This window comes from Prosthecodimorpha hirschii, assembly GCF_001305515.1.
In the GTDB taxonomy this organism is placed as follows: domain Bacteria; phylum Pseudomonadota; class Alphaproteobacteria; order Rhizobiales; family Ancalomicrobiaceae; genus Prosthecodimorpha; species Prosthecodimorpha hirschii.
Window position 1 is genome coordinate 4,815,628 of record NZ_LJYW01000001.1, and the last position, 24,956, is coordinate 4,840,583.

General features: G+C 70.8%; 29 protein-coding genes. 11 read left to right on the forward strand and 18 right to left on the reverse strand.

Features of this window, described 5'->3' with window-relative positions:
* Positions 1-38: 38 nt before the first annotated feature.
* The 9 genes from ABB55_RS21200 to ABB55_RS21240 form a co-directional block, all read right to left on the reverse strand.
* Complete coding sequence (locus tag ABB55_RS21200; RefSeq protein WP_152982125.1) at positions 39-800, reverse strand: helix-turn-helix domain-containing protein; 762 nt, start codon at positions 798-800, stop codon at positions 39-41.
* Complete coding sequence (locus tag ABB55_RS30480; protein WP_054360590.1) at positions 784-1,281, reverse strand: hypothetical protein; 498 nt, start codon at positions 1,279-1,281, stop codon at positions 784-786. The genes ABB55_RS21200 and ABB55_RS30480 overlap by 17 nt, the downstream gene beginning before the upstream one ends.
* Positions 1,278-2,060 (reverse strand): ABC transporter ATP-binding protein, encoded by a 783-nt coding sequence (locus ABB55_RS21210; protein WP_054360591.1) that lies wholly within the window; start codon positions 2,058-2,060, stop codon positions 1,278-1,280. The genes ABB55_RS30480 and ABB55_RS21210 overlap by 4 nt, the downstream gene beginning before the upstream one ends.
* On the reverse strand, positions 2,057-3,151 hold the full coding sequence (locus tag ABB55_RS21215) for a FecCD family ABC transporter permease (RefSeq protein WP_083463816.1): 1,095 nt from the start codon (positions 3,149-3,151) through the stop codon (positions 2,057-2,059). The genes ABB55_RS21210 and ABB55_RS21215 overlap by 4 nt, the downstream gene beginning before the upstream one ends.
* The gene (locus ABB55_RS21220) at positions 3,148-4,311 is read right to left on the reverse strand and encodes an ABC transporter substrate-binding protein (protein ID WP_244472090.1); all 1,164 of its coding nucleotides are present in this window, start codon (positions 4,309-4,311) and stop codon (positions 3,148-3,150) included. Before ABB55_RS21220 ends, ABB55_RS21215 begins: the two co-directional genes overlap by 4 nt.
* Positions 4,308-5,909: a copper resistance CopC/CopD family protein gene (locus ABB55_RS21225; RefSeq protein WP_054360592.1), complete on the reverse strand. Its 1,602-nt coding sequence runs from the start codon at positions 5,907-5,909 to the stop codon at positions 4,308-4,310. Before ABB55_RS21225 ends, ABB55_RS21220 begins: the two co-directional genes overlap by 4 nt.
* 20 nt (positions 5,910-5,929) lie before the next feature.
* A complete protein-coding gene (locus tag ABB55_RS21230; protein WP_054360593.1) occupies positions 5,930-6,451 on the reverse strand; it encodes a YcnI family copper-binding membrane protein in 522 nt (173 codons plus the stop codon).
* 91 nt (positions 6,452-6,542) lie between these two features.
* Positions 6,543-7,112 (reverse strand): DUF2244 domain-containing protein, encoded by a 570-nt coding sequence (locus ABB55_RS21235; protein ID WP_054360594.1) that lies wholly within the window; start codon positions 7,110-7,112, stop codon positions 6,543-6,545.
* Between the two features lie 91 nt (positions 7,113-7,203).
* The gene (locus ABB55_RS21240; protein ID WP_054360595.1) at positions 7,204-7,596 is read right to left on the reverse strand and encodes a hypothetical protein; all 393 of its coding nucleotides are present in this window, start codon (positions 7,594-7,596) and stop codon (positions 7,204-7,206) included.
* Between the two features lie 348 nt (positions 7,597-7,944).
* Here ABB55_RS21240 and lgt point away from each other — a divergent pair, with 348 nt between their 5' ends.
* On the forward strand, positions 7,945-8,757 hold the full coding sequence (lgt, locus tag ABB55_RS21245) for a prolipoprotein diacylglyceryl transferase (protein WP_054360596.1): 813 nt from the start codon (positions 7,945-7,947) through the stop codon (positions 8,755-8,757).
* Between the two features lie 123 nt (positions 8,758-8,880).
* Here lgt and ABB55_RS21250 read toward each other — a convergent pair whose 3' ends face one another.
* Positions 8,881-9,432, reverse strand: coding sequence for a hypothetical protein (locus ABB55_RS21250; RefSeq protein ID WP_054360597.1), 552 nt, complete (start codon positions 9,430-9,432; stop codon positions 8,881-8,883).
* A 121-nt stretch (positions 9,433-9,553) separates the two neighbouring features.
* On the opposite strand from ABB55_RS21250, the gene ABB55_RS21255 reads away from it, so the two are divergent.
* Positions 9,554-10,660 carry a class I SAM-dependent methyltransferase gene (locus tag ABB55_RS21255; RefSeq protein ID WP_054360598.1) on the forward strand — a complete coding sequence of 369 codons (1,107 nt, stop codon included), beginning with the start codon at positions 9,554-9,556 and terminating at the stop codon, positions 10,658-10,660.
* A 12-nt stretch (positions 10,661-10,672) separates the two neighbouring features.
* Here the strand turns inward: ABB55_RS21255 and ABB55_RS21260 are convergent, their stop codons facing one another.
* The gene (locus tag ABB55_RS21260) at positions 10,673-11,107 is read right to left on the reverse strand and encodes a GFA family protein (protein WP_152982127.1); all 435 of its coding nucleotides are present in this window, start codon (positions 11,105-11,107) and stop codon (positions 10,673-10,675) included.
* Between the two features lie 114 nt (positions 11,108-11,221).
* Between ABB55_RS21260 and pgeF the strand changes: the two genes are divergently transcribed.
* From pgeF to ABB55_RS21295, 7 genes are all read left to right on the forward strand, one after another.
* Positions 11,222-11,989 (forward strand): peptidoglycan editing factor PgeF, encoded by a 768-nt coding sequence (pgeF, locus tag ABB55_RS21265; protein ID WP_054362218.1) that lies wholly within the window; start codon positions 11,222-11,224, stop codon positions 11,987-11,989.
* A 37-nt stretch (positions 11,990-12,026) separates the two neighbouring features.
* A complete protein-coding gene (locus ABB55_RS21270; RefSeq protein ID WP_054360600.1) occupies positions 12,027-13,181 on the forward strand; it encodes a M24 family metallopeptidase in 1,155 nt (384 codons plus the stop codon).
* A 179-nt stretch (positions 13,182-13,360) separates the two neighbouring features.
* On the forward strand, positions 13,361-13,915 hold the full coding sequence (locus ABB55_RS21275; RefSeq protein WP_054360601.1) for a hypothetical protein: 555 nt from the start codon (positions 13,361-13,363) through the stop codon (positions 13,913-13,915).
* Positions 13,916-14,139: 224 nt separating this feature from the next.
* Positions 14,140-15,072 carry a ribose-phosphate pyrophosphokinase gene (locus ABB55_RS21280; RefSeq protein WP_054360602.1) on the forward strand — a complete coding sequence of 311 codons (933 nt, stop codon included), beginning with the start codon at positions 14,140-14,142 and terminating at the stop codon, positions 15,070-15,072.
* A 55-nt stretch (positions 15,073-15,127) separates the two neighbouring features.
* A complete protein-coding gene (locus ABB55_RS21285) occupies positions 15,128-15,802 on the forward strand; it encodes a hypothetical protein (RefSeq protein WP_054360603.1) in 675 nt (224 codons plus the stop codon).
* A 128-nt stretch (positions 15,803-15,930) separates the two neighbouring features.
* Positions 15,931-17,421, forward strand: coding sequence for a DUF1800 domain-containing protein (locus ABB55_RS21290; protein ID WP_054360604.1), 1,491 nt, complete (start codon positions 15,931-15,933; stop codon positions 17,419-17,421).
* Between the two features lie 2 nt (positions 17,422-17,423).
* The gene (locus ABB55_RS21295) at positions 17,424-18,671 is read left to right on the forward strand and encodes a DUF1501 domain-containing protein (protein ID WP_054360605.1); all 1,248 of its coding nucleotides are present in this window, start codon (positions 17,424-17,426) and stop codon (positions 18,669-18,671) included.
* Between the two features lie 66 nt (positions 18,672-18,737).
* Here ABB55_RS21295 and ABB55_RS21300 read toward each other — a convergent pair whose 3' ends face one another.
* From ABB55_RS21300 to ABB55_RS21310, 3 genes are all read right to left on the reverse strand, one after another.
* On the reverse strand, positions 18,738-20,114 hold the full coding sequence (locus ABB55_RS21300) for an ATP-binding protein (RefSeq protein ID WP_054362219.1): 1,377 nt from the start codon (positions 20,112-20,114) through the stop codon (positions 18,738-18,740).
* A 31-nt stretch (positions 20,115-20,145) separates the two neighbouring features.
* Positions 20,146-20,853 (reverse strand): response regulator, encoded by a 708-nt coding sequence (locus tag ABB55_RS21305; RefSeq protein ID WP_054360606.1) that lies wholly within the window; start codon positions 20,851-20,853, stop codon positions 20,146-20,148.
* A gap of 106 nt (positions 20,854-20,959) precedes the next feature.
* Positions 20,960-21,523, reverse strand: a complete 564-nt coding sequence (locus ABB55_RS21310; RefSeq protein ID WP_054360607.1) for a MarR family winged helix-turn-helix transcriptional regulator — start codon at positions 21,521-21,523, stop codon at positions 20,960-20,962.
* Between the two features lie 330 nt (positions 21,524-21,853).
* On the opposite strand from ABB55_RS21310, the gene ABB55_RS21315 reads away from it, so the two are divergent.
* Complete coding sequence (locus ABB55_RS21315) at positions 21,854-22,741, forward strand: branched-chain amino acid aminotransferase (protein ID WP_054362220.1); 888 nt, start codon at positions 21,854-21,856, stop codon at positions 22,739-22,741.
* Between the two features lie 294 nt (positions 22,742-23,035).
* The gene (locus ABB55_RS21320) at positions 23,036-23,320 is read left to right on the forward strand and encodes a hypothetical protein (RefSeq protein WP_054360608.1); all 285 of its coding nucleotides are present in this window, start codon (positions 23,036-23,038) and stop codon (positions 23,318-23,320) included.
* A gap of 2 nt (positions 23,321-23,322) precedes the next feature.
* Here ABB55_RS21320 and ABB55_RS21325 read toward each other — a convergent pair whose 3' ends face one another.
* From ABB55_RS21325 to pgsA, 4 genes are read right to left on the reverse strand one after another with little or no spacing between them, the layout of a single operon-like run.
* Complete coding sequence (locus tag ABB55_RS21325; RefSeq protein WP_054360609.1) at positions 23,323-23,631, reverse strand: hypothetical protein; 309 nt, start codon at positions 23,629-23,631, stop codon at positions 23,323-23,325.
* Positions 23,628-24,104 carry a molybdenum cofactor biosynthesis protein MoaE gene (locus tag ABB55_RS21330; protein WP_054360610.1) on the reverse strand — a complete coding sequence of 159 codons (477 nt, stop codon included), beginning with the start codon at positions 24,102-24,104 and terminating at the stop codon, positions 23,628-23,630. Before ABB55_RS21330 ends, ABB55_RS21325 begins: the two co-directional genes overlap by 4 nt.
* A gap of 7 nt (positions 24,105-24,111) precedes the next feature.
* On the reverse strand, positions 24,112-24,363 hold the full coding sequence (gene moaD / locus ABB55_RS21335; protein WP_054360611.1) for a molybdopterin converting factor subunit 1: 252 nt from the start codon (positions 24,361-24,363) through the stop codon (positions 24,112-24,114).
* Positions 24,364-24,366: 3 nt separating this feature from the next.
* Positions 24,367-24,939 carry a CDP-diacylglycerol--glycerol-3-phosphate 3-phosphatidyltransferase gene (pgsA, locus tag ABB55_RS21340; protein WP_054360612.1) on the reverse strand — a complete coding sequence of 191 codons (573 nt, stop codon included), beginning with the start codon at positions 24,937-24,939 and terminating at the stop codon, positions 24,367-24,369.
* Positions 24,940-24,956 lie beyond the last annotated feature (17 nt).

Sequence of the window (24,956 nt, forward strand, 5' to 3'; positions counted from 1 at the left end):
GGGCTATGGGTGGGGTCAACGCGGCGTCTCCTCTGCCATCATGCGGCGTGGCCGAGCGTCGTGGGAACGCCGGTGCGGCGCGGCGACCGAGAGTCACGCGCCGTCGGGGCCGGCAGCGCCGCCGCGGCCGCGATGCCGTAGCGATCGAGAATTTCGAACCGGGACTGGTCCTGGATCAGGAGCAGACCCTCGCGCTGGAAGGTGGACAGGGTCCGGCTGACCGTCTCGATGACCAGGCCGAGCCAGTCGCCCAGATCCTGCCGGGTCAGCGGGCAGTGGAACGGGCCGTCGCCCGCGCCGAGAACCGCCTGCAGCCGGATCAGCCCGGAGGCGACGCGCTCGCGGGCGGATTTCCGGCCGAGCAGAAAGGCGTGGTCGCGCTGGCGCGAAAGGGCGCGGGTGGCCTGCTCGTAGAGCGCCATGGCGTCGTCGGCCGGTGCCGGGTCGGCGCGCCGGGCGCATAGGCGCACCCGCGTCACCGCTTCGGCGCCGCACACATGGATCAGGCCGGAATCGAGCCCGATGGCGTCGCCGGGGCCGAGCAGATCGACGATCTGTCGGCGGCCGTCGCCGAGCGACTTGGTCAGGGCGACGCAACCGGCGACGATCGTCGTGATGCCATGCTTCCGGTCGCCTTCACCATGCAGGACGGTCCGCGGCGCGAATTCGCGGACGGGACCGGATCGCAGGTCGCGACGGTCCCGAACGGCGTCCTCGCCGATGCGGGCCGGCGACAGGGCCGAGGTGCCGATGACGTCCGGCGGCAGGACCACCGGGTCGGTTTCATGGTCTCGCAACATCTGAGTCTCTCGAAAGGTTCGGCGCGCACGCGGCCGCCAGCGACAAGGGGCCCCCGATATCGGGGACGGCTTCGGACCGAAGACCGAGGCCGGCCGGGGGGCCGCGCTGGCGGCACGAGGCGACGCGGACCGGGAGGGACGGCGCGTCGGGGAGCGGGGCGGCGGGATGGGCGCCGCGGACGGGCGGGAAGCCGAGGCCGGCGATCGGCGGCAGGCCGGGTGCCGCGCTGAGCCGGCAGGCGTCGCAGAGGCTGCGGTCGGCCTTGCCGGGGCCGGCCGGATCGCCGCACAGGGTCGGCACGGTCCCGTCCGGCAGCACAAAGGCCGCGCGCTCCGAGGCCGCGGCGGTGTCGAACCGGGCCGGGCCGTGGCCGAAGCCGGCGAGCGCCGCCGCCAGCACATAGGCGAACAGGACCGTCCGGGCGAGCCAGGCCGGAAGCGGGCCGCCGATGTGCAGGAGGGCGCGCCGCGATGGCGTCATGGCGCGCCCCGCAGGGCATCGGCGCCGCGCGGCAGGGCGCGCAGGGCGGCAACGGTCGTGAGGCCGTCTGCGGCCGCGGTCAGGCGGGCCTCGACGCCGTAGACGGCGGCGATCATGCCAGCATCGATGACCGACGCCGGCGCGCCGGTTGCGAAGATCCGGCCCTGCCTGAGCACGACGGCATGGTCGGCATAGCGCAGGGCCGCGTTGAGATCGTGGATGGTCACGATCGTGGTCAGGCCGCGCCGCCGCGTCTCGTCCCGGACGAGGTCGAGCAGTTCGAGCGCATGGCGCAGGTCGAGCGCGCTGGTCGGCTCGTCGAGCAGGATCACGGCCGGCTCGCGCGCCAGCACCTGGGCGAGTTGGACCAGTTGGCGCTGGCCCCCGCTGAGCGTTCCGAACAGCCGGCCGGCACGATCCGCCATGCCGACGGCCTCGAGCGCGGACGCGACGGCGGCCATGTCGGCCTCGCCGACCCGATAGCCGATCCGGCCGATCCGCCCGAGCAGCACCACCTCCAGCACGGTCAGCACAGGCCGCACCGCGATGTCCTGCGGCATGTAGCCGATGACGCGGTCGGCGGGGCGCGGACCGCCGTCGAAGGAGATCCGGCCGGCATGGGGCAGGAGGCCGGCCAGCGCGCGCATCAGGGTGCTCTTGCCGGACCCGTTCGGGCCGATCAGGGCGGTCACCGCGCCGGGTGCCGCGGTCGCCGTCACGTCGTGCAGCACCGGCACGCCGCCGAGCCGGACCGAGAGCCCCTCTGTCGCGATCCTCACCAGTAGGCCCTCCGCGTGCCGACGACGAGCCAGAGGAAGAACGGCACCCCGACCAGCGCCGTGACGATGCCGATCGGGAAGATGGCGCCGGGCATGACGGTCTTGCTGGCGATCGAGGCGGCCGACAGCAGCAGCGCGCCGAACAGGGCGGAGGCCGGCAGCAGATAGCGCTGGTCCTCGCCGATCAGCATGCGCGCCGCATGCGGGGCGACCAGGCCGACGAAGCCGATCGTGCCGACGAAGGCGACCGCGACCGCCGTCAGCAGCGAGACCAGGGCCAGGATGCGCAGCCGCAGCCCGTCGACCCGGACGCCGAGCGCGCGCGCCCGCTCGTCGCCGAGCTTCAGGGCGGTCAGCCGCCAGACATCGCGCGCCAGGATCGGAACCGTCACGGCCAGCACCAGACAGACCGCGGCGAGCTTGTCCCAGGTCGCCTTCAGGAGGCTGCCGAACAGCCAGAACACGATCTGCTGCAGCGCCTCCGGCGAGGCGACGAACTGCAAGAGCGCCAGCAGCGCCTGGAACAGGAACAGGATGGCGACGCCGGCGAGCACCAGCACCTCGGCCGTCGCGCCGCGCATCCGCCCGACGCCATAGACCCCCGAGGCGGCCAGCCCGGCGAACACGAAGGCACCGAGCGGGATGGCGCGCGCCTCGGCGAGCGGCAGGAGGCCGCCGAAGACGATCATCAGGGCCGCCCCGAAGCCGGCGCCGGCGGCGATGCCGAGCGTGTAGGAGGAGGCGAGCGGATTGTTGAGGATGGTTTGCATCAGTGCGCCGGTCAGCCCGAGCGCCGCGCCGACCGCGATCGCCATCAGGGCGATCGGCAGCCGGATGGTCCACACGATGGTGTCGACCATCCGGTCGCCGCCGCGTCCGAGCACCGACAGGACCACGTCGCCGACCGGCAGGAAGGCCGGGCCGGTGGCGATGTCGAGCATCGCCGAGACCGCCAGCGCGCAGCCGCCCGCCGCCAGAACGGCCCGCCGTCGCCGGCCCAGCGCCCGGTAGACGGCACCGAGGTCGTCGGCGGCCGATGCCGGGGGCGGGTCGTTGCGCAGGCCGGACGGCGGGGTCGTGACGAGCGTCATGGCGCGAGCTTGAGCGCCCAGGTGCCCGAGAAGGGAACCGGGAGATATTTGGCGTGGTAGGCGGCGAGTTCGGCGAGCGGGTCGACATCGGCGAAGGCCGCCGGATAGAGCCGCTTGGCGATATATTGTTGGGCCGTGTAGTCGTAGAGGGTCCGGGCGAGGCCGTGCTCGAGGGCATGGATCTCGCCGGCCTTGATGGCCTTCAGATCGGACCAGCCGGGGCGCGCCGCGTAGGGAGCCAGGCTGGCGCGGGTGATCTCCGGGGTCGCATCGTAGCCGAGCCGGACGGCATTCGGGCGGCCGACCCAGGAGGAGCCGCCGATGAAGATGAATTCGGGATTGGCGGCGAGGACATATTCCGGATTGAGCGGGCCGTAGGGTCCCGGGATGCGGCCGTTGGTGATGTTCTCGGCACCGAGATTGTCGAGGATGCGGCCCCACATGGTGCCGTTGTAGCTGTTGCCGACGGAGGCGGCGCCGGTCTGGCCGATCTCGACATAGACCTTCGGCTTCGGGCCCTTCGGCAGGGAGGCGATGCGCCGCTGGATGTCGGCCATCTTGGTTTCGTAGAGGCTGGCCAGTTCCTCGGCGCGCGCGTCGGCGCCCATCACGGCTCCGATGGCGCGGGTCGAGGCGGCATGGCGCTCGGTGATCTGGGCATTGTAGTCGAAGGCGACGATCCTGATGCCGGCGGCCTCGATCTGCGCCCGCGCGGTCGCGGTCGCCTCCCAGGAAATCTGCGGCATCAGCAGGACGTCGGGCTTCAGCGCGATGACCTTCTCGGCCGAGAAGGTGCCTTCGTCGGTGCTGCCGACATCCGGCTTCTCGGCGATCTCGGGGATCTTCGCGACGTAGCGCGACCAGATGGCCGGCCGCCAGCCGGCCCAGACGGCGCGGTTGATGCCGACCACGCGCTTCCAGCCGTCCGCTCCGGCGATGGCCGTGAACTCCTCGTAGTTGAACATCACCACCACGCGGCCGGCGGGGGCGTCGATGGTCACCTCCCGGCCGAGCGCGTCCTTGATGGTGCGCATCGTCGCGAGGGCCGGTTCCGCCAGCGCGAAGGTCATCAGCGCCACGGCGGCCGCGAGGCCGGCTGCGCCCCGGCGCAAGGCCGCAAGGGTGACGGCCGGCTTGGCGGCCTGTTCGGATCCGATCACGGGCGTATCTCCAGTTCGGTCTTGAGCGTGGTCTTTTCGAAGTCGCTGATCAGGATCTCGATCTCGGCCGTCCACCGGCCTGCCAGCGGCAGCGGCAGGGCTTCGACATGCCAGCGGCCGTCCGGGGCGAGCCGGGCCTGACGCCGGACCGGCTCGATCCCGGCCTGGTCGGGGCGCAGCGAGACGGCGACTTCGCGCGCCGGCAATGGCCCGAAATCGCCGGTCATCAGCGCGATCGCGGCCGCATTGGCGCCGCGCCGACCGGGCCGGACCGAGACATCGGCCATGGCGGCCGCCGTATGGGCATGGGCGGAGATGCCGGCGCGGTCGGCGGCATGCAGCGCGCGCGGCGGCGGGGTCAGGCGCCAGCCGGCGACGATCGCGAGCACGGCGAGGCCGATCACCATCTCGATGCGGATGGAGCGGATCAGGGCAAGGCGTGGGGAGCGTCTGGCCGTCGCAAGGCGCGGCGTCAGGATCTGGCGGTTGTAGGCGGCGATCGCCAGGAGGGCGGCGACCCCGACGAGCTTCATGGCGAGCAACCGGCCATAGGGGGTCTCGACGAAAGCCCCGAGGCCCTCCATCTGCACCACGGCGAGGCCGAGCCCGGTCGCCGCGAGAAGCGCGACCAGCACCACCGCCGTCCGGGAGAAGCGCTCGACCAGCGGCAGCGGATCGGCGGTGCGGTCGGCGAGCGCGCCGCCGAGCGGCACCAGGGCGCCGAGCCAGTAGACCGCCGCCGCGGCATGGACGAACACCGCCAGAGCCATGAAGGGCCGCGGTTCCGCCATGGCGGCGTGGCCGGTGGCCGCGAAGGAGCCGGCTCCGACCAGCCAGGCCAGTCCGGCCAGCAGGGCCGCCAGAGCGGGGCGGGCCGGACCCGCGGCCGTCGCCAGGAACGCCAGCAGGCCGCTGCCTGCGGCCAGGATCGCCGCCGGTGCGACGCTCGTGGCGAGAGCGGCCCGCCAGGCCGCCGGCGTCGCGACGGCTCCGAAGGACCCGCCGAGCACGTCGGCGCCCTGCAGGGCGAAGCCGAGGCCGGCGGCCGGAACGACGGCGAGGGCCACGATCCCGACGATCCGCCGCATGCCGGCGAGCGAGCGGGCGGTCCGGCCGGTCAGGATCGTGAAGGCGGCGCCGCCGACCCCGAGGGTCATCAGCACCGTGACCAGGAAGCGGATCGCGACCTGCGAGGCCGCGAAGGCAGCCGGTCGGGCATCGGCATCGATCGTCGGCCGGGCCCCCGGTGCCCCGATCGAAAAGCCGACCGTGCCGCCGACCGGATGGCCGTCGCTGGAGACGACCCGCCAGGACACGAGATAGGTGCCGCTGCCGCCGAGCGGCGGCAGGGCGGCGGCGACGGTCGCGTCCTGCGCCGTCGCCGCGAGGTCGACGATCGTGCCGTCCGGACCGACCAGTCCGAGCCGCACGGGGGCGACCGGTTCGTTGAAGGTCAGCCGGACGGCGTCCGGCGCGGTTGCGACGACGGCGCCGTCCGCCGGACTGCTCGCGATCAGTTGCGCATGGGCCCACGCCGCCCCGCTGCTGGGGCCGAGCCACAGGACGAGGAGCGCGAGGAGAAGCGCGAGACGAGCCATGGCGGGGCGCCGTCGAGGGATCACGGCGTGGCCGGCAACAGCTTGACGCCGGGCGCCGGGAACTTCAGGTCGTCCGACGACTGGCCGGCGGCCGGGATCTCGATCCAGCGTTCCGCCGCGGCCTCGCATTCCTGCACGGCGGGGAAATAGAAGACGGTGTCCGGCTTCAGATCCTTGACGAAGCTGCCGCGGAAGACGAACTCGTCATAGTGCTCGTCGAGCAGCTTGCCCGTCCAGACCACTTCGGTGACGCCTTCGCTGAGCGGCGTGCCGTAGTAGTCGTAGGTCTTGGCATACTTGCCCTTGACGGTTTCCAGGGTCCAGCCGGCCTTGGGCATCGGCTTCACGGCGATGAAGCCTTCGGGGATCTTGACCCGGACCTTCAGCGTCGGCGCGCCGGCGCAGCCGTGCGGCACGCGCAGGACCGCCTTGTAGGTGGAGCCGACCTTGGCCTCGCGGCCTTCCAGAGTGGCGTGGGCGAGGGCCGAGGAGGCGGCGGCGACGCTGAACAGCGCGCCGAGGATCAGGGACTTGTGCGTCATGAGGTCAATCCGTCCATTGTCATGATCGAGAGGCGGGATTGGCGTGCGGGGGACTGCCGGCAGGTGCCACCGCACGCGCGAGAACTGCGCGTCAGCGGACGAGCAGCGCCGGAGCCGTCACGGTCGTGATGCGGGGCGGGAATCCGGCCACGCTCAACGCCGCCGCGAAGGCAGCCAGGAAGTCCCGGCGCTCGGCCGGGGACAGGTCGCGGGCGATCTCGTCGCGCCGGTCGCGATGGTGCAGAACGAGGCTGCGGCAGCCGTAATCGGGATCGTCGCGGCACTCGATGGAGAGGCCCCAGGCCGGCCAGGCGGTCCGGCTGGCCGGGCCGCGATGCCCCTGCCGTTCGATCGTCACGGTCGCGCCGCGGAGCGCGATGCGTTCGGATCGCGCCATGTCGGCCCGGCAGGCGGAGACCGCGAAGGCCAGGAACACGGCGTCGAACAGGACGAAGGCGCCGGCCATCCAGGCCCCCAGCGCCACGAAGGCGATCTGGATGGCGCAGGACACCAGGGCGACGACGGCCAGCAGGATGACCAGGCCGCGCTCGCTCAGCGAACGATGCGGGGTGATGACGGCATCGAAGGCGGCAATTTCGGGAACGGACGCCCTGTCGGCGTCGGACGGCCGGATCTCGGCCGCGGAAACGAGAGATGACATGATCGGGATATCCACCCAGGACCCGGGACGCGCCGTGCGCGGCGGGTCGGACGCGATCTCGCCGGCACGCCGAGGCGGCCGACGGCTCCGGTCAGGCGAGGGTGGACGGGGGGCCGCGCGAAACCGGGCGGCAAATCGAGGCGGCGACGCGCTGTGCCTCGACGACGATCTCGGTCACGCTGCGACCGCCGAGCGCGATCATGGGACCGGCAGCCGGCGCCGCGACCATGCCGGGGGCATCGGACAGGCGGCAGGCATCGCAGACGGAATTGCCGGCGGTCTTGCCGGAGGCGCTGTCGTCGCCCTTGCAGAAGCTCTGCATCAGGCCGCCCGGCAGGGCATAGGCGTAGACGGCGGCGGCCGAGGCGGCCGGGTCCGATTCGATCGCACTCAGCCGATGCGAGAAGCCGAGCATCAGCATCGCCAGCGCATAAAGCGCCGCGACACAGAGCCGGAGCCGTCTCGACCGGAGGGTATCGAACATGGCGTCGAGACTTGGCCGAACTGCCGCCCCCTGTCAATTCGGCAAAGCGCGCGCCGCAACATGGCTGCCCGACGACCGAAGCGGGGGGCGGTCCGATCCGGGTCGCATGTCCGGCGGCGGATCGCGGGGAGGCCGGCATGGGCAGGCCGCCGGCTTGGAAGGCGCATCCGCGGCCGGTCGGGTTGACGGCCCGGAGGCGCCGCAGCATGGTCGCGCCCATCCCGCCCTCGGCGCCGTTCGGTCCGCCGGCGGCTCGGCGTGGTGCCTCGGACCTGTCCGGCGTCCCCTCCGCCTCGCGCGGCGGCGGGACCCGATCGATGGCGTCCGAGGCGAGACAAGGCGGTATCGATGCTTCCCTTTGCGATCCCCTATCCGTCGATCGACCCGGTCGCCGTCCAACTCGGCCCTGTCGCGATCCGGTGGTACGCGCTCGCCTATATCGTCGGCATCCTGCTCGGCTGGTGGTATTCGCGCCGGCTGGTCTCGAACGATCGCATCTGGGGTCGCGTGCCGCGGCCGACTCCGCTGGAGATGGACGATTTCATCCTCTACGCCACCGTCGGCATCGTCATCGGCGGCCGCGTCGGCTATGTTTTCTTCTACAATCCGGGCTACTATCTCTACCATCCGGTCGAAGCCCTTCAGGTCTGGAAGGGCGGGATGTCCTTCCATGGCGGCTTTCTCGGCTCCATGGTGGCGATGTGGCTGTTCCAGCGCGGCCGCGAATTCTCGCTCTGGTCCTTGTTCGACATCTTCACCGCTTCGGCGACCTTCGGTTTGTTCTTCGGGCGCGTGGCGAACTTCATCAATGCCGAGCTCTGGGGGCGGACCAGCGACGTGCCCTGGGCGATGGTCTTTCCGACCGGCGGTCCGGATCCGCGCCATCCGAGCCAGCTCTACGAGGCGGCCCTGGAAGGCGTCCTGCTGTTCGTGGTGCTGCGGCTCCTGACCCACCGCGGCGCGTGGCTGCAGAAGCCGGGCTTCGTCGCCGGCGCCTTCACGGCCGGCTACGGTCTTGCCCGCATCTTCGTGGAGCATTTCCGCGAGCCCGACGCCCATCTCGGCTATCTCTGGAACGTCGTCACGATGGGGCAGATCCTGTCGCTGCCGATGGTGGTGATCGGGGGCGGCGTCATGCTGTACGCGGCGCGGCGGCGCTGACCGGCGCGGCAGACGACAGGCTTTTGAGGGGGCGAGGCGATCGGAAGGCGCCAAGGCCGGCGCGTGATGTCGCCGCGACGGTCCGGGCGCTTCCGCCGTGCCCGGGCCGCCCGCGGAAGCCGATCAGGCCGGGTCGACCCGGTACCGCACCATGAAGCGCTCGATGCGTTTGAGCGGCGGCGCCTGGCGCGGCACGAACAGCGCCAGACTGCCGACCTCGCGCTCGAGCCGACCGACGCGCTCCATAACATGATAGTGCGGCCGCGGCCGATAGTCGTGCACCAGGATGCGCGCGTCGGGCTTCGCGCGCAGCAGGACCTGGAGGAAGCAGGCGACGCGAAAGCGGCCGTCGACCAGATAGAGGTCGAAATCCGTCCGGCCGAGCCGACCCCATGGTTCCTCGTGATAGTTCGGCCAGAGCGCGCGGGTCCTGGTGTCGCTCGGATAGCCCAGCGCCCCGACCGGTCCGACATCGACCAGGATCGGATGGATGCGGGTCCGGTTCTCGCCGGCTTCGCGCAGCACCCTGCCGATCCAGAGCGGGTCGCTCTCCACCGTCGCGACCTTTTCGACCATTCTGCTGGCCAGCACCGTGCTGCCGCCCGAGCCGAACTCCATGTAGCGTCGCGCGCGGCCCAGCTCCTCCGTGAAGAAGGCGACTTCCGAAGGCTTCATTCCGACTTTCATGATACCCGCTCATTTGCGTAGGCTTGAGCCGTCGTAGCAGTCTATCCTGACTGTTACCCGACGGTCAGGTCGCGTCCGCACGGATCGAGAGGGGCTTTCGCCGAGGGCCATGTCCAGTACGAGTCAGCCCGCCAGTCCGACGCCGCTCGAACACCGGATCAAGGCCCAGATCCGGCTGGCCGGTCCGATGTCGATCGCCGACTACATGGCGATCGCGCTCGGCGATCCCGAACACGGCTACTACATGGCGCGCGAGGTGTTCGGCGCGGGCGGCGACTTCGTCACCGCACCGGAGGTCAGCCAGATGTTCGGCGAGCTGATCGGGCTGTGGGCGGTCGACGCCTGGCTGAAGCTCGGCCGGCCCGATCCGGTCCGGTTGGTGGAGCTCGGCCCCGGCCGCGGCACCCTGATGGCCGATGCCTTGCGGGCGGCGCGGGTGCGGCCGGATTTCATCGGTGCCGCGCGCCTGCATCTGGTCGAGACCTCGCAGCGCCTGCGCGCGCGCCAGCGCCAGACGCTCGCCGCCGCGCCGCTCGTCCCCCACTGGCACGATCGGGCCGAGGATGTGCCCGAGGGCCCGGCGATCATCGTCGCCAACGAATTCTTCGATGCCCTGCCGATCCGGCAGTATCAGCGCAGCCAAGGCATCTGGCGCGAGCGGGTGGTCGGGCTCGATGCCGAGGGTGCCCTGCAGATCGGCCTCGGGACCGGCGTGCTGCCGGTCGAGGCAGTGCCGGCCCGGCTGCGCGGGGCCCCCGACGGCTCTGTCCTGGAGACCAACGCGGTCGCGGCGGCCGTGATGGAAGGGCTCGCCGGCCGCATCCGGCGCGACGGCGGGCTCATCCTGGCGATCGACTACGGCTATCGCGAGACCGCGATCGGCGACAGCTTCCAGGCGGTGCGCGCCCATGCACCGGTCGACCCGCTCGCCCGCCCGGGCGAGGCGGACCTGACCGCGCATGTCGATTTCGAGGCGCTGGCCGGCGCGGCGCGGCGGGCCGGCGCCACGGTGTTCGGCCCCCTGCCGCAGGGCGATTTCCTGCTCCGCCTCGGCCTCGCCGAACGCGCCGGCCGTCTCGGCGCCGACAAGGACCCCGCGACCCGCGAGCGCATCACCGCCGAGGTCACCCGCCTGGTCGCGGCCGAGGAGATGGGCGACCTGTTCAAGGCGATGGCGGTCGCCGCGCCCGGACTGGTGCCTGCGCCCTGGGGGTAGGTGCCTGCCGGTTCAGTGATGCGCGCCGTCGACCCACCGGACCGACATGGCGCCCGGGTCCGCGATCGGGACGCATCTGAGGTTGATTCCGCGCAGGACGGAGCCGTCCGGCCTGGCGTCGACGATGAAGACAGCGGTGCCGCAAAGGCTGCAGGAGAAGTGCCGGTTCGGATGCCGGTGAACCTGGTGCTGGCCGATGTCGTTCGTGCCGGACAGCAAGGTGAAGCAGGCGTCCGGAACGAAGGTCAGCAGGATATCCATCTGCCGGCAGCGCGGGCAGGGACAGGCGACAGCTGTCTGCGGCAGGTCCGCCGCGACCGTGAAGGTCACCGTCCCGCAACGGCAACGCCCCTGATAGCTCATGTCGCTCCGCCCACGTCCGACCCGTCTCGTCCGGATCGCTCCTGGCCCGAAACAACGATGCGTTGGCTGCAGCCGCTCGGTCAACCGCCGTCCGGTCAACCGTTGCGGCCGAGAGACCTGCCGTCATTTGACGGCTCGCCCTTGGATCGGCACCATCCGGCCGCTTCGGCCCCCGGGCCTGCCGACCAGGAGAGCTTCGTGATCCGTGCCCCCGCCCTCGATGCCCTGCCGGGCATCGCCCACGGCTATTTCACGCGCCAAGGCGGCGTTTCGACGGGCCTCTACGGGAGCCTGAATATCGGCCTCGGCTCGGCCGACGATCGCGAATCGGTGCTCGAGAATCGCGGCCGCGTCGCCGACCGGCTCGGCGTGGCGCGCGACCGGCTGGCCATGCCGTACCAGATCCATTCCCCCGACGTGATCGTGGTCGAGGAGAGCTGGGGCCCCGGTCAGGGACCGAAGGCGGATGCCGTGGTGACGGCCCGGCCGGGCGTCGCCGTCGGCGTCTCGACGGCCGATTGCGGCCCGATCCTGTTCGCCGATGCGGAAGCGCGTGTCGTCGGCGCCGCCCATGCCGGCTGGAAGGGGGCCTTCGGCGGCGTGCTGGAGGCGACACTCGACGCCATGCAGGGGCTCGGCGCCCGGCGCGAGCGGATCGTCGCCGTGCTCGGCCCGACCATCTCGGCGGCCGCGTACGAGGTCGGCCCGGAATTCGTCGCCCGCTTCGTCGCGGCCGATCCCGACAATGCCCGCCATTTCGCGCCGTCGGAGAAGCCGGATCACGCCATGTTCGACCTGCCGGCCTATATCGTGCAGCGGCTTTGCTCCGCCGGCGTGGCGCATGCCGAAAATCTCGATCTCTGCACCTATGCGGACGAGGCGCGGTTCTATTCCTACCGGCGCATGACCCATCGCGGCGAGCCGGACTACGGCCGCCTCGTCTCGGCCATCACGATCCGTCCCTGACATCCGGACGGCCCCTCATCGATCACGGGAGAACGCCATGGCGCTGCATTTCAGCCGGGACGAATTCGCTGCCCGCGAGGCCCGCACGCTCGAGGCCATGAAGGCGCGCAAGCTCGACGCGATGCTGATCTTCGCCCAGGAATCGAGCTACTGGCTGACCGGTTACGACACCTTCGGCTTCTGCTTCTTCCAATGCCTGGTCTTGAAGTCCGACGGCCGCAAGGCGCTGCTGACCCGCTCGGCCGACCTGCGCCAGGCCCGCCACACCTCGATCATCGAGGACATCCGCATCTGGGTCGATCGCGGCGAGGCGAGCCCGATCGTGCAGCTGAAGGACATGCTGTTCGATCTCGAACTGCTCGGCTGCCGGCTCGGCGTCGAATACGACACCCACGGCCTGACCGCCCGCAACGGCCGCCTGTTCGACGACAATCTGTCGACCTTCGCCGACCTGGTCGATGCCTCGGACCTGATCCCGGCCCTGCGCGCCGTCAAGTCGCCGGCCGAGATCGTCTATGTCCGCGAAGCGGCCCGGCTCGCCGATCTCGCCTATGAGGCGGGGCTGGCCGAAATCCGCCCGGGCGCCGACGAGGGCCGCATCCTGTCGGCCATGCAGGGCGCGATCTTCGACGGCGGCGGCGACTATCCGGCCAACGAGTTCATCATCGGCTCGGGTGCCGACGCGCTGCTCTGCCGCTACAAGGCCGGCCGGCGTGCGCTGTCCGAGCGCGACCAGATCACGCTCGAATGGGCCGGGGTCTACCGCCACTATCATGTCGCCATGATGCGCACCGTGTGCACCGGCGAGCCGACCGACCGCCACCGCGAACTGCACGAGGCCGCCGTCGCCGCGCTCGCCGCCGTCGAGGCCGAGTTGCGGCCCAGCCGGACCTTCGGCGACGTGTTCGATGCCCATGCCCGGGTCTTCGACGAGCGCGGACTGTTCGAGCACCGGCTGAACGCCTGCGGCTATTCGCTCGGTGCCCGCTTCACGCCGAGCTGGATGGACATGCCGATGTTCTATCGCGGCAATCCGGCGCCGATCCTGCCCAACATGGTGCTGTTCACGCATATGATCCTGATGGATTCCGCGACCGGCACGGCCATGTGCCTCGGCCGCACCTGCCTGACCACCGAGGCCGATCCGGAGCCGCTATCCGTCGCCTCGCTCGATCTGATCTCCCGGACATGACGACGGCGGCCGCGCCGCAGGGGGGCGATCGAGATGGAGGGTCCCCATCCGTTTCGTCGATCCGAACGACCGGCTTTTTGACCACCAGGGCGGGCGCCGGAGTTCTGGACCCCGCGGCCGGCGGGCTGTAGAGATGTCCGGCCGAGCCTGCCGTCCGTCGATCCGAGGGTGATGCCATCATGACCGCGTCCTTCCGCCCGCCGAGCCGCCGGCGCGCCCTCGGACTGATGTTGGCTCATGGCGCCGCGCTAGCGGCTGCGGCGGCGCTGCCGGCCGCGATCATGACGGTCGGTCCGGCCGCCTCGGCGCTGGATTTCTCCGATGCGGCCGTTCCGCTGCCGCCGCATCCGCGTTCGCCGGCGGCCGACGGCGTCCGGCTGCTGGTCCTGCCCTTCGAGGGCATTCCGACCACGACCGGCGACGCCATCTATCGCGAGATGCGGCGCAAGGCGTCCAAGCGCAAATATTCGCTGGCCATGCAGCTGAGCGATCCGGCGAGTTTCCGGGTGCTGATCTATTTCAGCGCCGTGACCACCGGCTCGGGCACCACCATCCTTTACCGGATCGACATCTTCGACCCGTCCGGCCGTCCGGTGACCCGTCTGTTCGGCGAGGAACTCGGCCCGACCGCGACCGGCGATCCCTGGTCGGGCGTCGACAAGAAGACCGTCGAACATCTCGCCGGCCGTCTCGGCGAGCAGCTGCAGGCCTGGGTCACCCGCGCGGCCGACTGACCGGGCGGGACGGCACCGGCTTCCGCACCGACGCCGTTCGGCTGTTGCCCGGCGGCGGCATGGCTGTTTTCCTCCGCTTTCAGGGCTCCCGCAACGTCGCGACGGTTTACGCAGGCGAACGGGGTTGCTATGAGGCCCGCGCCGGGCGGGCCTTTCGACGCCGAAGGAATGCGATCCACCGCGACCGGCCATGCGGCCGACGGCCGGTTCAGAGGGCAGGTTCCATGAAACTCGTGTGCGGCAATTCGAACCGCAGTCTCGCTGAAGCCATCGGCAACTATCTCGAGGTTCCGCTGTCGAATTGCCTGGTGCGCCGCTTCGCCGACCAGGAAATCTTCGTCGAGGTGCAGGAGAATGTCCGCGGCGAGGACGTCTTCGTGATCCAGTCGACGAGCTATCCGGCGAACGACCACCTGATGGAGCTCCTGATCATCACCGACGCGCTGAAGCGCTCGTCGGCGAAGCGGATCACCGCCGTGCTGCCCTATTTCGGCTATGCCCGCCAGGATCGCCGCGCCTCCGGCCGCACGCCGATCTCGGCCAAGCTGGTCGCCAACCTGATCACCCATGCGGGCGTCAACCGCGTCCTGACCCTCGATCTGCATGCCGGCCAGATCCAGGGCTTCTTCGACATTCCGACCGACAATCTCTATGGCGCGCCGGTGATGATGCGCGACATCAAGGAGCGCTATCCGCTCGACAACACGGTCGTGGTCTCGCCGGACGTGGGCGGCGTGGTGCGCGCCCGCGCGCTCGCCAAGCGCATCGACGCGCAACTGGCCATCGTCGACAAGCGGCGCGAGCGGCCGGGCGAGTCCGAGGTCATGAACGTGATCGGCCATGTCGAGGGCCGGTCCTGCATCCTGGTCGACGACATCATCGATTCCGGCGGCACCCTGGTCAACGCGGCGGAGGCGCTGCTCGCGCGCGGCGCCAAGGACGTGACCGCCTACATCACCCACGGCGTGCTGTCGGGTGGCGCGGTGGCGCGCATCGCCCAGTCGCGGCTGAAGGAACTGGTCATCACCGACTCGATCCAGCCGACCGAGGCCGTCAAGGCGGCGCCGAACATCCGCGTCATCTCCATCGCCCCGCTGATGGGCGAGGCGATCGCCCGCACCGCGCAGGAAAAGTCGGTCTCCAGCCTGTTCGACTGAGCCCTGTTTCCGCCCGGATCGGCGGCCTATCCTGGCGCCGGCAGCGGAGGATCCCATGGCCACCGAAAAGCAGAAGCAGAAGATCGTCGAAGCGCTGATGGCGCTGTGCGCCGAGCGCGACTTCGCCCGGATAGGGCTCGCCGAGATTGCCGCCGGCGCGGATGTGACGCTGGCGCAGCTGCGGGCCGCCTATGACGGCAAGATGGCCATCCTGGCCGATTTCGCCCGGCGCATCGATGCCGCCGTGCTGGCCGGCGACGACCCCGGCATGGCCGGCGAGCCGCCGCGCGAGCGCCTGTTCGACGTGGTCATGCGCCGGTTCGATGCGCTGACGCCGCACAAGGCCGGCGTGGCCGGGCTGATGAAGGCCGCGCGGCGCGATCCGCTGCTGGCGGCGGCCCTGAACCGGATCGCACTCACCTCGCAGCGCTGGATGCTGACCGCGGCCGGTCTCGACCGCGGCGGGCTTCCCGGACTGGCCCGCGCCCAGGCGCTCGCGCTCGCCTACGCGCAGGTGCTGCCGGTCTGGCTCGAGGAGACCGACACCGGCCTGCCCAAGACCATGGCGGCGCTCGACACCCAGCTGAAGCGGCTGGAGCGCGCCGGGACGATGCTCGGCCGCGTCGAATCGGCGCTCTGCCGCCTGTCCGGCCGGCGGCGCTCGCGCGAGGGGGCGACCGCCCATCCCGACGGCGGGGCCGCGGAGGCCCCAGTTCCGGCAGCCGGCTGACCGCCCTTCCGGAGGTCGGTCGACCACGCAGTTCCGGGTCCTCTGACCCACGGCCATCTCCCGGCCATGCTGTGGCCGGTTTTCCCGGCGAGCCTGGAGGGGATCGTCGCCAAGCCGAGGAGAACCGGATGGGCCAGCCAACCGATCCGCTCGTCGCCGCCAACCGCTTCGGGCTCGGTCCGCGCCCCGGCGAGCTTGCCCGCATCGCCGCCGATCCGCGCGGCCATGTCGAAGCGCAACTCGCCGATCCGACCGCCGCGCGGCTGACCGCGCCCGACCTGATGGCGTCGGACCGCGCCATGCGCGAAGCGCGCGCGGCGGAGCGCGTCCGCCAGGCCGAACGCGCCCGCGCCGCCGAGGCCGGCCCTGCCGCCGGCGGCAAGACCCCACCGGGCCCGGCCGCGACACCCGTGCCGGCGATGGCCGGCAATCCGATGCCGGCCATGGCGGCCGGCCCGGCCCCCGCCATGATGGCCCCGGGCAAGCCGCCCGCAGCCGCCAAGCCGCCGCTGCCGATCGAGGCCGAGATCTTCCGCCGGGAACAGATCGCGCGGCTGGCGCGCTTCTGCGAGACCGCGACGCCGCTCCTGGAACGGCTGGTCCTGTTCTGGTCGAACCATTTCGCGGTCTCCGAGACCAAGGGCAACCCGGTCCGGGTCACGGTCGGCGCCATGGAGCGCGAGGCGATCCGCCCGCATGTGCTCGGCCGCTTCGCCGACATGCTGAAGGCGGTCGAGACCCATCCGGCCATGCTGGTCTATCTCGACAACAACCAGTCGATCGGACCGCAATCGCTCAACGGGCGCAATTCCAAGCGCGGCCTCAACGAGAATCTGGCCCGCGAGATCATGGAACTGCACACGCTCGGCGTTGCCGGCGGCTATGCGCAGACCGACGTGACCGCGCTCGCCCGCGTGCTGACCGGCTGGACGTTCGCCAACCCGGACGAGGACGATTTCCACGGCGGACGCTTCACCTTCGCGCCCGGCCGCCACGAGCCCGGCACCCATCAGGTGGTCGGGCGCAGCTATCCGGAGAATGGCCACGCGCAGGGCCTGGCGGTGCTCGACGATCTCGCCCGCCATCCGGCGACGGCGCGCCATCTCGCCTTCAAGCTCGCCCGCCATTTCGTCGACGACCAGCCGCCGGCCGAGCTGGTCGACCGGCTGGCGAGGGTCTGGCGCGACAGCGACGGGGATCTAGCCGCCGTCACGCGGGCGCTCGTGACAGCGCCGGAAGCCTGGCGGGCGGAGGCGAGGAAGCTGCGCGCGCCGATCGAATTCGTGGTCGCGATGCAGCGGGCCATCGGCCGCCCGGCCGATGTCGGGGTGGCCAACGGGGCGCTTGTCGCGCTCGGCCAGCCGACCTGGGCGCCGCCCGGTCCGGACGGTTGGTCCGACGAGGCCGCCGCCTGGGCCTCGCCGGCGGGGCTCTCGACCCGGCTCGATCTCGCCGTCCAGTTTGCCCGCCATGCCGGCGACCTCGAGCCGGCCCAGCTTGCGGCCGATCTCTGGGGCGCGGCGCTGCCGGAGCCGACGCGCGTCGCCATCCGGCGGGCGGAGAGCCGGCAGCAGGGCATCGCCCTCGTCTTCGCCAGCCCCGAATTCCAACGGAGGTGATCATGATGCCCGATCCGACCTGCCCGGATGCCGGGCTGGCGCCGTCCCGCCGCGCCTTCCTGGCCGGCGCCGCGACGCTGACCGTCTGGCCCTTCCTGCCGCGCTTCGCCGCCGCCGCGCCGGGCGGACGCGACCCGCGCCTGATCGTTGTCGTCCTGCGCGGCGCCATGGACGGCCTCTCGGCGGTCGCGCCCGTCGGCGATCCCGACTATGCGGCCCTGCGCGGCGCCATCGCCCTCGGCCGCGACGGTCCCAACGCGGCGCTCGGCCTCGACGGCTTCTTCGCCCTGCATCCGGCCATGCCGACCTTCGCCCGGCTCTACAAGGCCGGCAAGGCGATGGTGGTGCATGCCGTCGCCTCGCCCTATCGCGAGCGGTCGCATTTCGACGGCCAGGACGTGCTCGAAAGCGGGCTCGGCGGCGTCGGCCGCGCCGATAGCGGCTGGCTCAACCGGGCGCTGCAGGCCCTGCCGGCCGGCGAGCGCATCGCCCGGGCCGGCGGCCTCGGCGTCGGCACCATGACGCCGCTGATCATGCGCGGCGCCGCCCCGGTGCTCGGCTGGTCGCCGCAGGTGCTGCCGCGCGCGAGCGACGACTTCGCCGCCCGCGTGCTCGATCTCTACCGCCATGCCGATCCGGGGCTCGCCGAGACGCTGGAGCGCGGCCTTGCCACGGACAAACTCGCCGCCCAGGCCGGCATGGGCGACGCGAAGTCGCGCGCTGGCGCGGCGACGGCCGAAGGCATGAAGCTGGTCGCGGCCGGCGCCGCGCACCTGCTCGCCGCGGCCGACGGCCCGCGCCTCGCCGCCCTGTCCTTCGACGGCTGGGACACCCATGCCAACGAGGGCGGCGCCACCGGGCGCCTCGCCCAGTTGCTCGGCGGGCTCGACGGCGCCTTCGCGGCCCTGGAGACCGGCCTCGGCCCGGCCTGGCGCGACACGGCGGTGCTGGTGGCGACCGAATTCGGCCGCACCGCCGCGGTCAATGGCACGGTCGGCACCGACCACGGCACGGCGACGGTTGCCTTCCTGGCCGGCGGCGCCGTCAGGGGCGGCCGCATCCTGGCCGACTGGCCGGGCCTGAAGACCGCCGATCTCTACGAGGCGCGCGACCTGAAGCCGACCACCGACCTGCGCGCCATCGCCAAGGGCCTGCTCGCCGACCATCTCGGCCTGTCGCGCCGGGTGCTGGACACGGCCGTCTTCCCCGACAGTACCGCCGTGGCGCCGGTCGCCGACCTGATCGGATAGATCGCCAGCCCGATCACCCCGGAATGCGCACGACGGCGCGCAGCCCGCCAAGCGGGCTTTGCGCCATCACCCCGGAATGCGCACGACGGCGCGCAGCCCGCCAAGCGGGCTGGTCTCCAGCCGCACGTCGCCGCCATGGCCGCGGATGATGTCGCGCGTGATGGCGAGGCCGAGCCCGGTGCCGCCCTCGTCCTGGTTTCGCGCCTGATCGAGCCGGTAGAAGGGGCGGAACACGTTCTCACGCTCCGCTTCCGGCACGCCGGGGCCGTCGTCGTCGATAGCGACGGTCAAGTAGCCGCGGGCGTGCCGGGCGGTGACCTCGACGCGCTCGGCATAGCGGCAGGCATTGCCGACGAGGTTGCCGAGCGCGCGCTTGAACGCATTCGGCCGCACGATCACCAGCGGCGGCCCCTCGAAGCTCTGCCGCACCGGGAAGCCGGCGCGATCCGCCTCGATCTCGATGGCGCGCAGCATCTCGGCCATGTCGGTCGGCACGGCCTCCTCGTCGCCTTCGCCGCGTGCGAAGGCCAGGTAGGCCTCCAGCATGGCCTGCATCTCGGCGATGTCGCCTTCGAGCGCCTCGATCTCCGGACCGGATCCCAGAAAGGCCAGCTGCAGGCGGAAGCGGGTCAGCACCGTGCGCATGTCGTGGCTGACGCCGGCCAGCATGGTGGTGCGCTGCTCGATCTGGCGCTCGATGCGCCGGCGCATGGCCAGGAAGGCCTCGGCCGCCTTGCGCACCTCGCGCGCGCCGCGCGGGCGGAAATCTGGCGGCGGGCGGCCCTTGCCGAAGCTCTCGGCCGCCGCGGCGAGCTGCTGGATCGGACGGATCTGGTTGCGCAGGAACAGGATGGCGATGCCGAGCAGGACCACCGAGGTGCCGAACATCCAGAGCAGGAAGATGTGGGTGTTGGAGGCATAGGCCTGGCCGCGCCGGGCTAGCACGCGCAGCACATTGTCGGAGATCTGGATGCGGATCTCGATCAGGTCCGAGCGGCCGACCGTGTCGATCCAGAACGGCCGCTTGATCAGCCGGACGATCTCCTCCGACAGCGCCGTGTCGAGCAGCGAGAAGAAGGGCTTCGGCATCGGCGGCGGCAGGGGGTCGTTGGGCAGCACCGCGATCGAGAGCGAGAAGTCGCGCCGCGCGATCTCGGTGATCCGGTCGTAGTTGGCATCCTGCGGAAAGGACTCGATCACCGCGATGGTCGCCGCGATGTCGCGCGTCACCGCCTCCGACAGCCGCCGCGTGACCAGCTGCCAATGCCGCTCCATGAACACATAGGCGACCACCGTCTGCAGGATCAGCATCGGCAGCACGACGATCAGCAGGGAGCGGGCATAGAGGCCCTTGGGCATCCGGTCGGCCACGGCGCGGGCGACCCGACGCCACAGGCTGGCCGCGCCCCTGGCGGCCCCGGAGACGGTTCTGACCAGCCGCATCGTGCTCTTGCCGATCGCCGACATGATGCCGTCAGTCGGTCACGAGGCGGTAGCCCAGCCCGCGCACGGTCTGCAGATAGACCGGGTTGGCGGGGTCGGCCTCGATCTTTCGCCGCAGGCGGTTGATCTGCACATCCGCCGTGCGGTCGCCGAGACTGTTGTCCGAGCCGACGATCTCGTGGCGGGGGATGGTCTCGCCGGGCCGTTCGGCGAAGATGCGCATCAGCTGGCGCTCGCGGTCGGTGAGCCGGATCGGATCGTCGCCGCGGCGCAATTCCTGCCGCTCGAGGTGGAATGCGAAGGCGCCGAAGCGGACTTCGCCGCTCTTCGGCTTGGCCGCGGACGAGCCGCGCTTGAGGATGTTGTTGATGCGCAGGATCAGCTCGCGCGGATCGAACGGCTTGGCGACATAGTCGTCCGCACCGAGCTCCAGGCCGCGGATGCGGTTGTCGGTCTCGGTGCGCGCGGTCAGCATCAGGATCGGGACCTCGGAGGTCCGGCGGATCGCGGCGGTCAGGTCCATGCCGCTCTCGCCGGGCATCATCACGTCGAGGATCAGGAGATCGAAATCGAAGGCCTCCAGCTTGCGCCGCGCCTCGGCGGCGCTCTCCGCCACGGTGACGCGGAAGCCCTGGTCGCCGAGATAGCGCGACAGCAGGGTGCGGATGCGGCTGTCGTCGTCGACGACGAGCAGATGCGGGGCCTCGTCGGCCAGCGGTGCCGGGCGCGGCGTTTCCATCAGGCGGTCTCCGGCGCGGGATGCGGGCGGACGAAGCGTCCGCAAGCCCGCAGCGCGCGCATTGGGTCTCGTTCGGGGGCAGGGCGGGACCGGGGTGCCGGTCGCGTCATGTCCGGGCGACGAAGCGTGCCGTCTCGGCGCGCTCCTCGGCATTGATCATCAGGCGCAGGAACTCCCGGGCGGCGGCGGCGCCCTCCGGGCCGAGCGCGGCGAGGGCCGCGGCGATGCGGGTCGATTGCGGCGCGGCCAGCCGGAGCGCCAGGTCCCGGCCGCGCGCCGTGGCGAACAGCAGGCGCTGCCGCCGGTCGCTTTCGCCGGTCTGCTGCTCGACATAGCCGGCTTCGATCAGTTCCCGCAGCACCCGCCCGAGGCTCTGCTTGGTGATCTTCAGGATGTTCAGCAGCTCGGCGACCGGCATGCCCGGATTGCGATTGACGAAATGCAGCACCCGGTGATGCGCGCGCCCGAAATCGAACGCGTCCAGGATCGCGTCGGGATCGCCGATGAAGTCGCGATAGGCGAAGAACAGGAGTTCGATCATCTCCCATTGCGGCTCGCCGGCCGCCGGGGCCGCTGCGGCGGCGCCGGCATCGGGGCCGCTGCCGTCGATCGTTGCGGCGGCGGTCCGATCGGGTGCGGAGGCTGTCGTCGAGAAATTTATGTCAGCCATATTGACTTATTTCGTTCCATTCGTTACTTCCGGCGGCGTCTCGACGAAAGGATCGTGCCCGATGCCGGCCAGGCCGGTCGGTCGCGGCCGGGCCGTCGATCCCCGCGGAGGACCCGGAAGGGCAATCCCGCGGGGTGGCGCGACGGTCGTCGTCGGTGCAAGATATCGGCAGGCCGTCCGCAAAGCAAAGCGCGGGCCGAAGGGCAATCGCCCCGGCTCGGGAGGAGCCGGTGCCGGACCGCGTCCGCTCCCGCGCGAGGCCATCACGGCCCGGCGGAACGGATGGGACACCCGTCGGCGGCAGGCGACAACAAGGATCCGGAGAACGACATGGCACTGCCTTTCGATCAGCTCGACGGCGTCATCTGGTACGACGGCCACTTCGTGCCGTGGAAGGACGCCAAGGTGCATGTGCTGACCCATGGTCTGCACTACGGCTCCTGCGTCTTCGAAGGGCAGCGCGCCTATGGCGGCGTGGTCTTCAAGCAGACCGAACATCATGAGCGCCTGCACAACTCCGCCGAGATCCTGGGCTTCAAGCTGCCCTATTCGGTCGACGAGCTGAACCGGGCCTGCGAGGAACTGCTGGTCCGCATGGGCCTGGTCGACGCCTATGTGCGGCCGGTCGCCTGGCGCGGATCGGAGATGATGGGCGTGTCGGCCCAGTCCAACACGATCCATGTCGCCATCGCGGCCTGGCAGTGGCCGAGCTACTTCAAGCCGGAAGAACGCGCCCGCGGCATCCGCCTGGACATCGCCGAGTACCGCCGCCCCGACCCGGCCACCGCGCCGTCGAAATCCAAGGCCGCCGGCCTCTACATGATCTGCACGATCTCCAAGCATGCGGCCGAGAACAAGGGCTATGCCGACGCGCTGATGTGGGACTACGAGGGCTACGTGGCCGAGGCCACCGGCGCCAACGTGTTCTTCGTCCAGAACGGCAAGCTGCACACCCCGCTCGCCGACCGCTTCCTCAACGGCATCACCCGGCAGACCGTGCTCGATCTCGCCCGCCGCCGCGGCATCGAGGTGATCGAGCGCCGCATCAAGCCGGAGGAACTGTCCGGCTTCACCGAGTGCTTCCTGACCGGCACGGCCGCGGAAGTCACCCCGGTGTCCGAGGTCGGCCCCTACACCTTCAAGCCCGGCGAGATCACGCTCGGCCTGATGAACGACTATTTCGCCGAGGTCCAGCCGAAGCGCGCCGCCGCCGAGTGACGGCGGGGCGGTAACGAGGTCGACGGCGGAGGTGGCGTCAGATGGTGCCGCCTCCGCCGGGATTTGAATGGGATCCCGAGAAAGCCCGGATCAATCCGGCCAAGCACGGGATCTCTTTTGATCTGGCTGTCACGATCTTTGATGGTTGGGTTTTCGGTTTCGAAGATGACCGCTCCGACTAAAACGATGTTCGCGTGGCGGCCTATGGGCTGTGTCGCGGCTTCGAAATCATGGTAGTCTAAGGATAGCCTAGCGGCAGGCGTCGTTTGATCTTGGCGCGGCGGGCGGCCAAATATGAACGAAACCAATATTGGGAAGCCTATCGGGACGCTCACCGATGAGGCGTGGGATCGATTTCGAGATCTCTCGGATGAGGACATTCGGGCTGCGATCGCGAATGATCCCGATACCTACGAGCCGTCTCCGGAGAGGCTGGACAAGGCCCGTCGACAGGTCGCGAAGACCGTGACCGTGCATCTCGATCGCGCTCTGGTCGAACGTTTGGGGGCCGGCCCGGATCTCGACAGTCGGATCAATAGCATTTTGCGCGAAGCGCTCGATCGGCACAACGCCGCCTGAGCCTACGAACGGGCCTTGGCGCGGCCGATCTTGGCGCCCAGCACGAAGCCGGCGATCAGGCCGAGCGGGGCGAAGTAGAGGAAGGGCACGTAGGCGCAGAAGCCTTCGAAGCAGCTCGTGCCCATCATGGCGGTGAAGCCGAAGCCGGCCAGCGTGAAGACGAACCCGCCGATCACCATGAACAGAATGCCATAACCGAGCGCGGCGCGGATTTCGCGCAGGCTCTCGACGGTCACGGGCGGACGCGTCCGCGCCGGTTCTGGCGGTGCCGTGTGCCCGGTGGCGGTCGCATGGGTGTCTTCGTCGGTCACGCGTCGTTCCCGCCCCAGCGCGCCGCAGCGGCGTCGTCGGTCTCGCGGGCATCGACCCAGCCGCCCTCGCGGCCGTCGGCATGATGCTCCTTCTTCCAGAAGGGGGCGCGGGTCTTCAGGAAATCCATCAGGAAGGCGGCGGCCTCGAAAGCGGCTTGCCGGTGCGACGAGGTGGCGACGACCAGCACGATCGGCGCGCCGGGCGCGATCTTGCCGTGGCGATGGATCGCGGCCAGCCCGAGCACCGGCCAGCGTGCGGCCGCGGCCTCGGCGACCCGCCGGATCTCGGCCTCGGCCATGCCCGGATAATGCTCGAGTTCCAGCGCCGCGAGGCTGCCGCCCTCGGAGCGGCACAAGCCCTGGAAGGTGACGACCGCCCCGACATCGGTGCGCCCGGCCGTCAATGAGGCGACCTCCGCCTCCGAATCGAACGGCTCGGCCTGGACGCGGATGGTGATCGGGATCGCCGTCATCGCCGCCTCAGCCGCCGGTCATGGGGGGGAACAGCGCGATCTCGCGCGCCTCGGCGATGGTCTCGTCCTGGCGGATATGCATCTGATCCATGGCCAGCCGGATCACGTCCGGGCGTTCGAGCGCATGGTCGTATTCCTCGCCGCGGGTCTTCAGCCAGGCCAGCAGGTCGGCCCCGGTCCTGACATGCGCCGGCAGGTCCACGGTCTCCTCGGTCTTGCCGATCCGCTCGCGCACCCAGGCGAAATAGAGAAGCCGCAAGGCTCAGTCCTCGATCAGATGGCCGATCCCGGCCCGGAAGTAGTCGTAGCCGGTATAAAGCGTGAGGATGGCGGCAATCCAGAGCAGGACGATGCCGATTTCGACCGTATAGGGCAGGATGCGCTCGCCGGCGGAGCCGACGATCAGGAAGCCGATCGCGACCAGCTGGGCGGTGGTCTTCCATTTGGCGAGCCGGGTGACCGGCACGCTGACCCTGAGTTCGGCCAGGAATTCGCGCAGGCCCGAAACCAGGATCTCCCGGCACAGGATGATCACCGCCGCAATCACGGTCCAGCCGGCGATGGTCCCGTCGTCGGTCAGGATCAGCAGGCAGGAGGCGACCAGAAGCTTGTCGGCGATCGGGTCGAGCATGCGGCCGAGGGCGGATTGCTGCTGCCAGGCGCGGGCCAGATAGCCGTCGAAGAAATCGGTGATGGCCGCCGCCGCATAGATGGCGAAGGCGACCCAGCGCGACGTGAATGTCGGCAGCTCGGGAAGGGTGAAGCAGGCCACGACCACCGGAACGGCAGCGATTCGCCCAAAGGTCAGGATATTGGGCAGGTTCCACGCCGACATTCCCGCCGCTCTCCTGC

Coding starts and splice junctions, on each gene's coding strand:
- ABB55_RS21315 (WP_054362220.1), top strand. CDS start 21,854: ATGGCACTGCCTTTCGATCAGCTCGACGGCGTCATCTGGTACGACGGC.
- ABB55_RS21330 (WP_054360610.1), bottom strand. CDS start 24,104: ATGACGGCGATCCCGATCACCATCCGCGTCCAGGCCGAGCCGTTCGAT.
- ABB55_RS21320 (WP_054360608.1), top strand. CDS start 23,036: ATGAACGAAACCAATATTGGGAAGCCTATCGGGACGCTCACCGATGAG.
- ABB55_RS21215 (WP_083463816.1), bottom strand. CDS start 3,151: ATGACGCTCGTCACGACCCCGCCGTCCGGCCTGCGCAACGACCCGCCC.
- ABB55_RS21255 (WP_054360598.1), top strand. CDS start 9,554: ATGTCCAGTACGAGTCAGCCCGCCAGTCCGACGCCGCTCGAACACCGG.
- ABB55_RS30480 (WP_054360590.1), bottom strand. CDS start 1,281: ATGACGCCATCGCGGCGCGCCCTCCTGCACATCGGCGGCCCGCTTCCG.
- ABB55_RS21280 (WP_054360602.1), top strand. CDS start 14,140: ATGAAACTCGTGTGCGGCAATTCGAACCGCAGTCTCGCTGAAGCCATC.
- ABB55_RS21310 (WP_054360607.1), bottom strand. CDS start 21,523: ATGGCTGACATAAATTTCTCGACGACAGCCTCCGCACCCGATCGGACC.
- ABB55_RS21290 (WP_054360604.1), top strand. CDS start 15,931: ATGGGCCAGCCAACCGATCCGCTCGTCGCCGCCAACCGCTTCGGGCTC.
- lgt (WP_054360596.1), top strand. CDS start 7,945: ATGCTTCCCTTTGCGATCCCCTATCCGTCGATCGACCCGGTCGCCGTC.
- ABB55_RS21240 (WP_054360595.1), bottom strand. CDS start 7,596: ATGTTCGATACCCTCCGGTCGAGACGGCTCCGGCTCTGTGTCGCGGCG.
- ABB55_RS21235 (WP_054360594.1), bottom strand. CDS start 7,112: ATGTCATCTCTCGTTTCCGCGGCCGAGATCCGGCCGTCCGACGCCGAC.
- ABB55_RS21270 (WP_054360600.1), top strand. CDS start 12,027: ATGGCGCTGCATTTCAGCCGGGACGAATTCGCTGCCCGCGAGGCCCGC.
- ABB55_RS21300 (WP_054362219.1), bottom strand. CDS start 20,114: ATGCGGCTGGTCAGAACCGTCTCCGGGGCCGCCAGGGGCGCGGCCAGC.
- pgsA (WP_054360612.1), bottom strand. CDS start 24,939: ATGTCGGCGTGGAACCTGCCCAATATCCTGACCTTTGGGCGAATCGCT.
- ABB55_RS21285 (WP_054360603.1), top strand. CDS start 15,128: ATGGCCACCGAAAAGCAGAAGCAGAAGATCGTCGAAGCGCTGATGGCG.
- ABB55_RS21225 (WP_054360592.1), bottom strand. CDS start 5,909: ATGGCTCGTCTCGCGCTTCTCCTCGCGCTCCTCGTCCTGTGGCTCGGC.
- ABB55_RS21230 (WP_054360593.1), bottom strand. CDS start 6,451: ATGACGCACAAGTCCCTGATCCTCGGCGCGCTGTTCAGCGTCGCCGCC.
- ABB55_RS21305 (WP_054360606.1), bottom strand. CDS start 20,853: ATGGAAACGCCGCGCCCGGCACCGCTGGCCGACGAGGCCCCGCATCTG.
- ABB55_RS21250 (WP_054360597.1), bottom strand. CDS start 9,432: ATGAAGCCTTCGGAAGTCGCCTTCTTCACGGAGGAGCTGGGCCGCGCG.
- ABB55_RS21275 (WP_054360601.1), top strand. CDS start 13,361: ATGACCGCGTCCTTCCGCCCGCCGAGCCGCCGGCGCGCCCTCGGACTG.
- ABB55_RS21295 (WP_054360605.1), top strand. CDS start 17,424: ATGATGCCCGATCCGACCTGCCCGGATGCCGGGCTGGCGCCGTCCCGC.
- ABB55_RS21200 (WP_152982125.1), bottom strand. CDS start 800: ATGTTGCGAGACCATGAAACCGACCCGGTGGTCCTGCCGCCGGACGTC.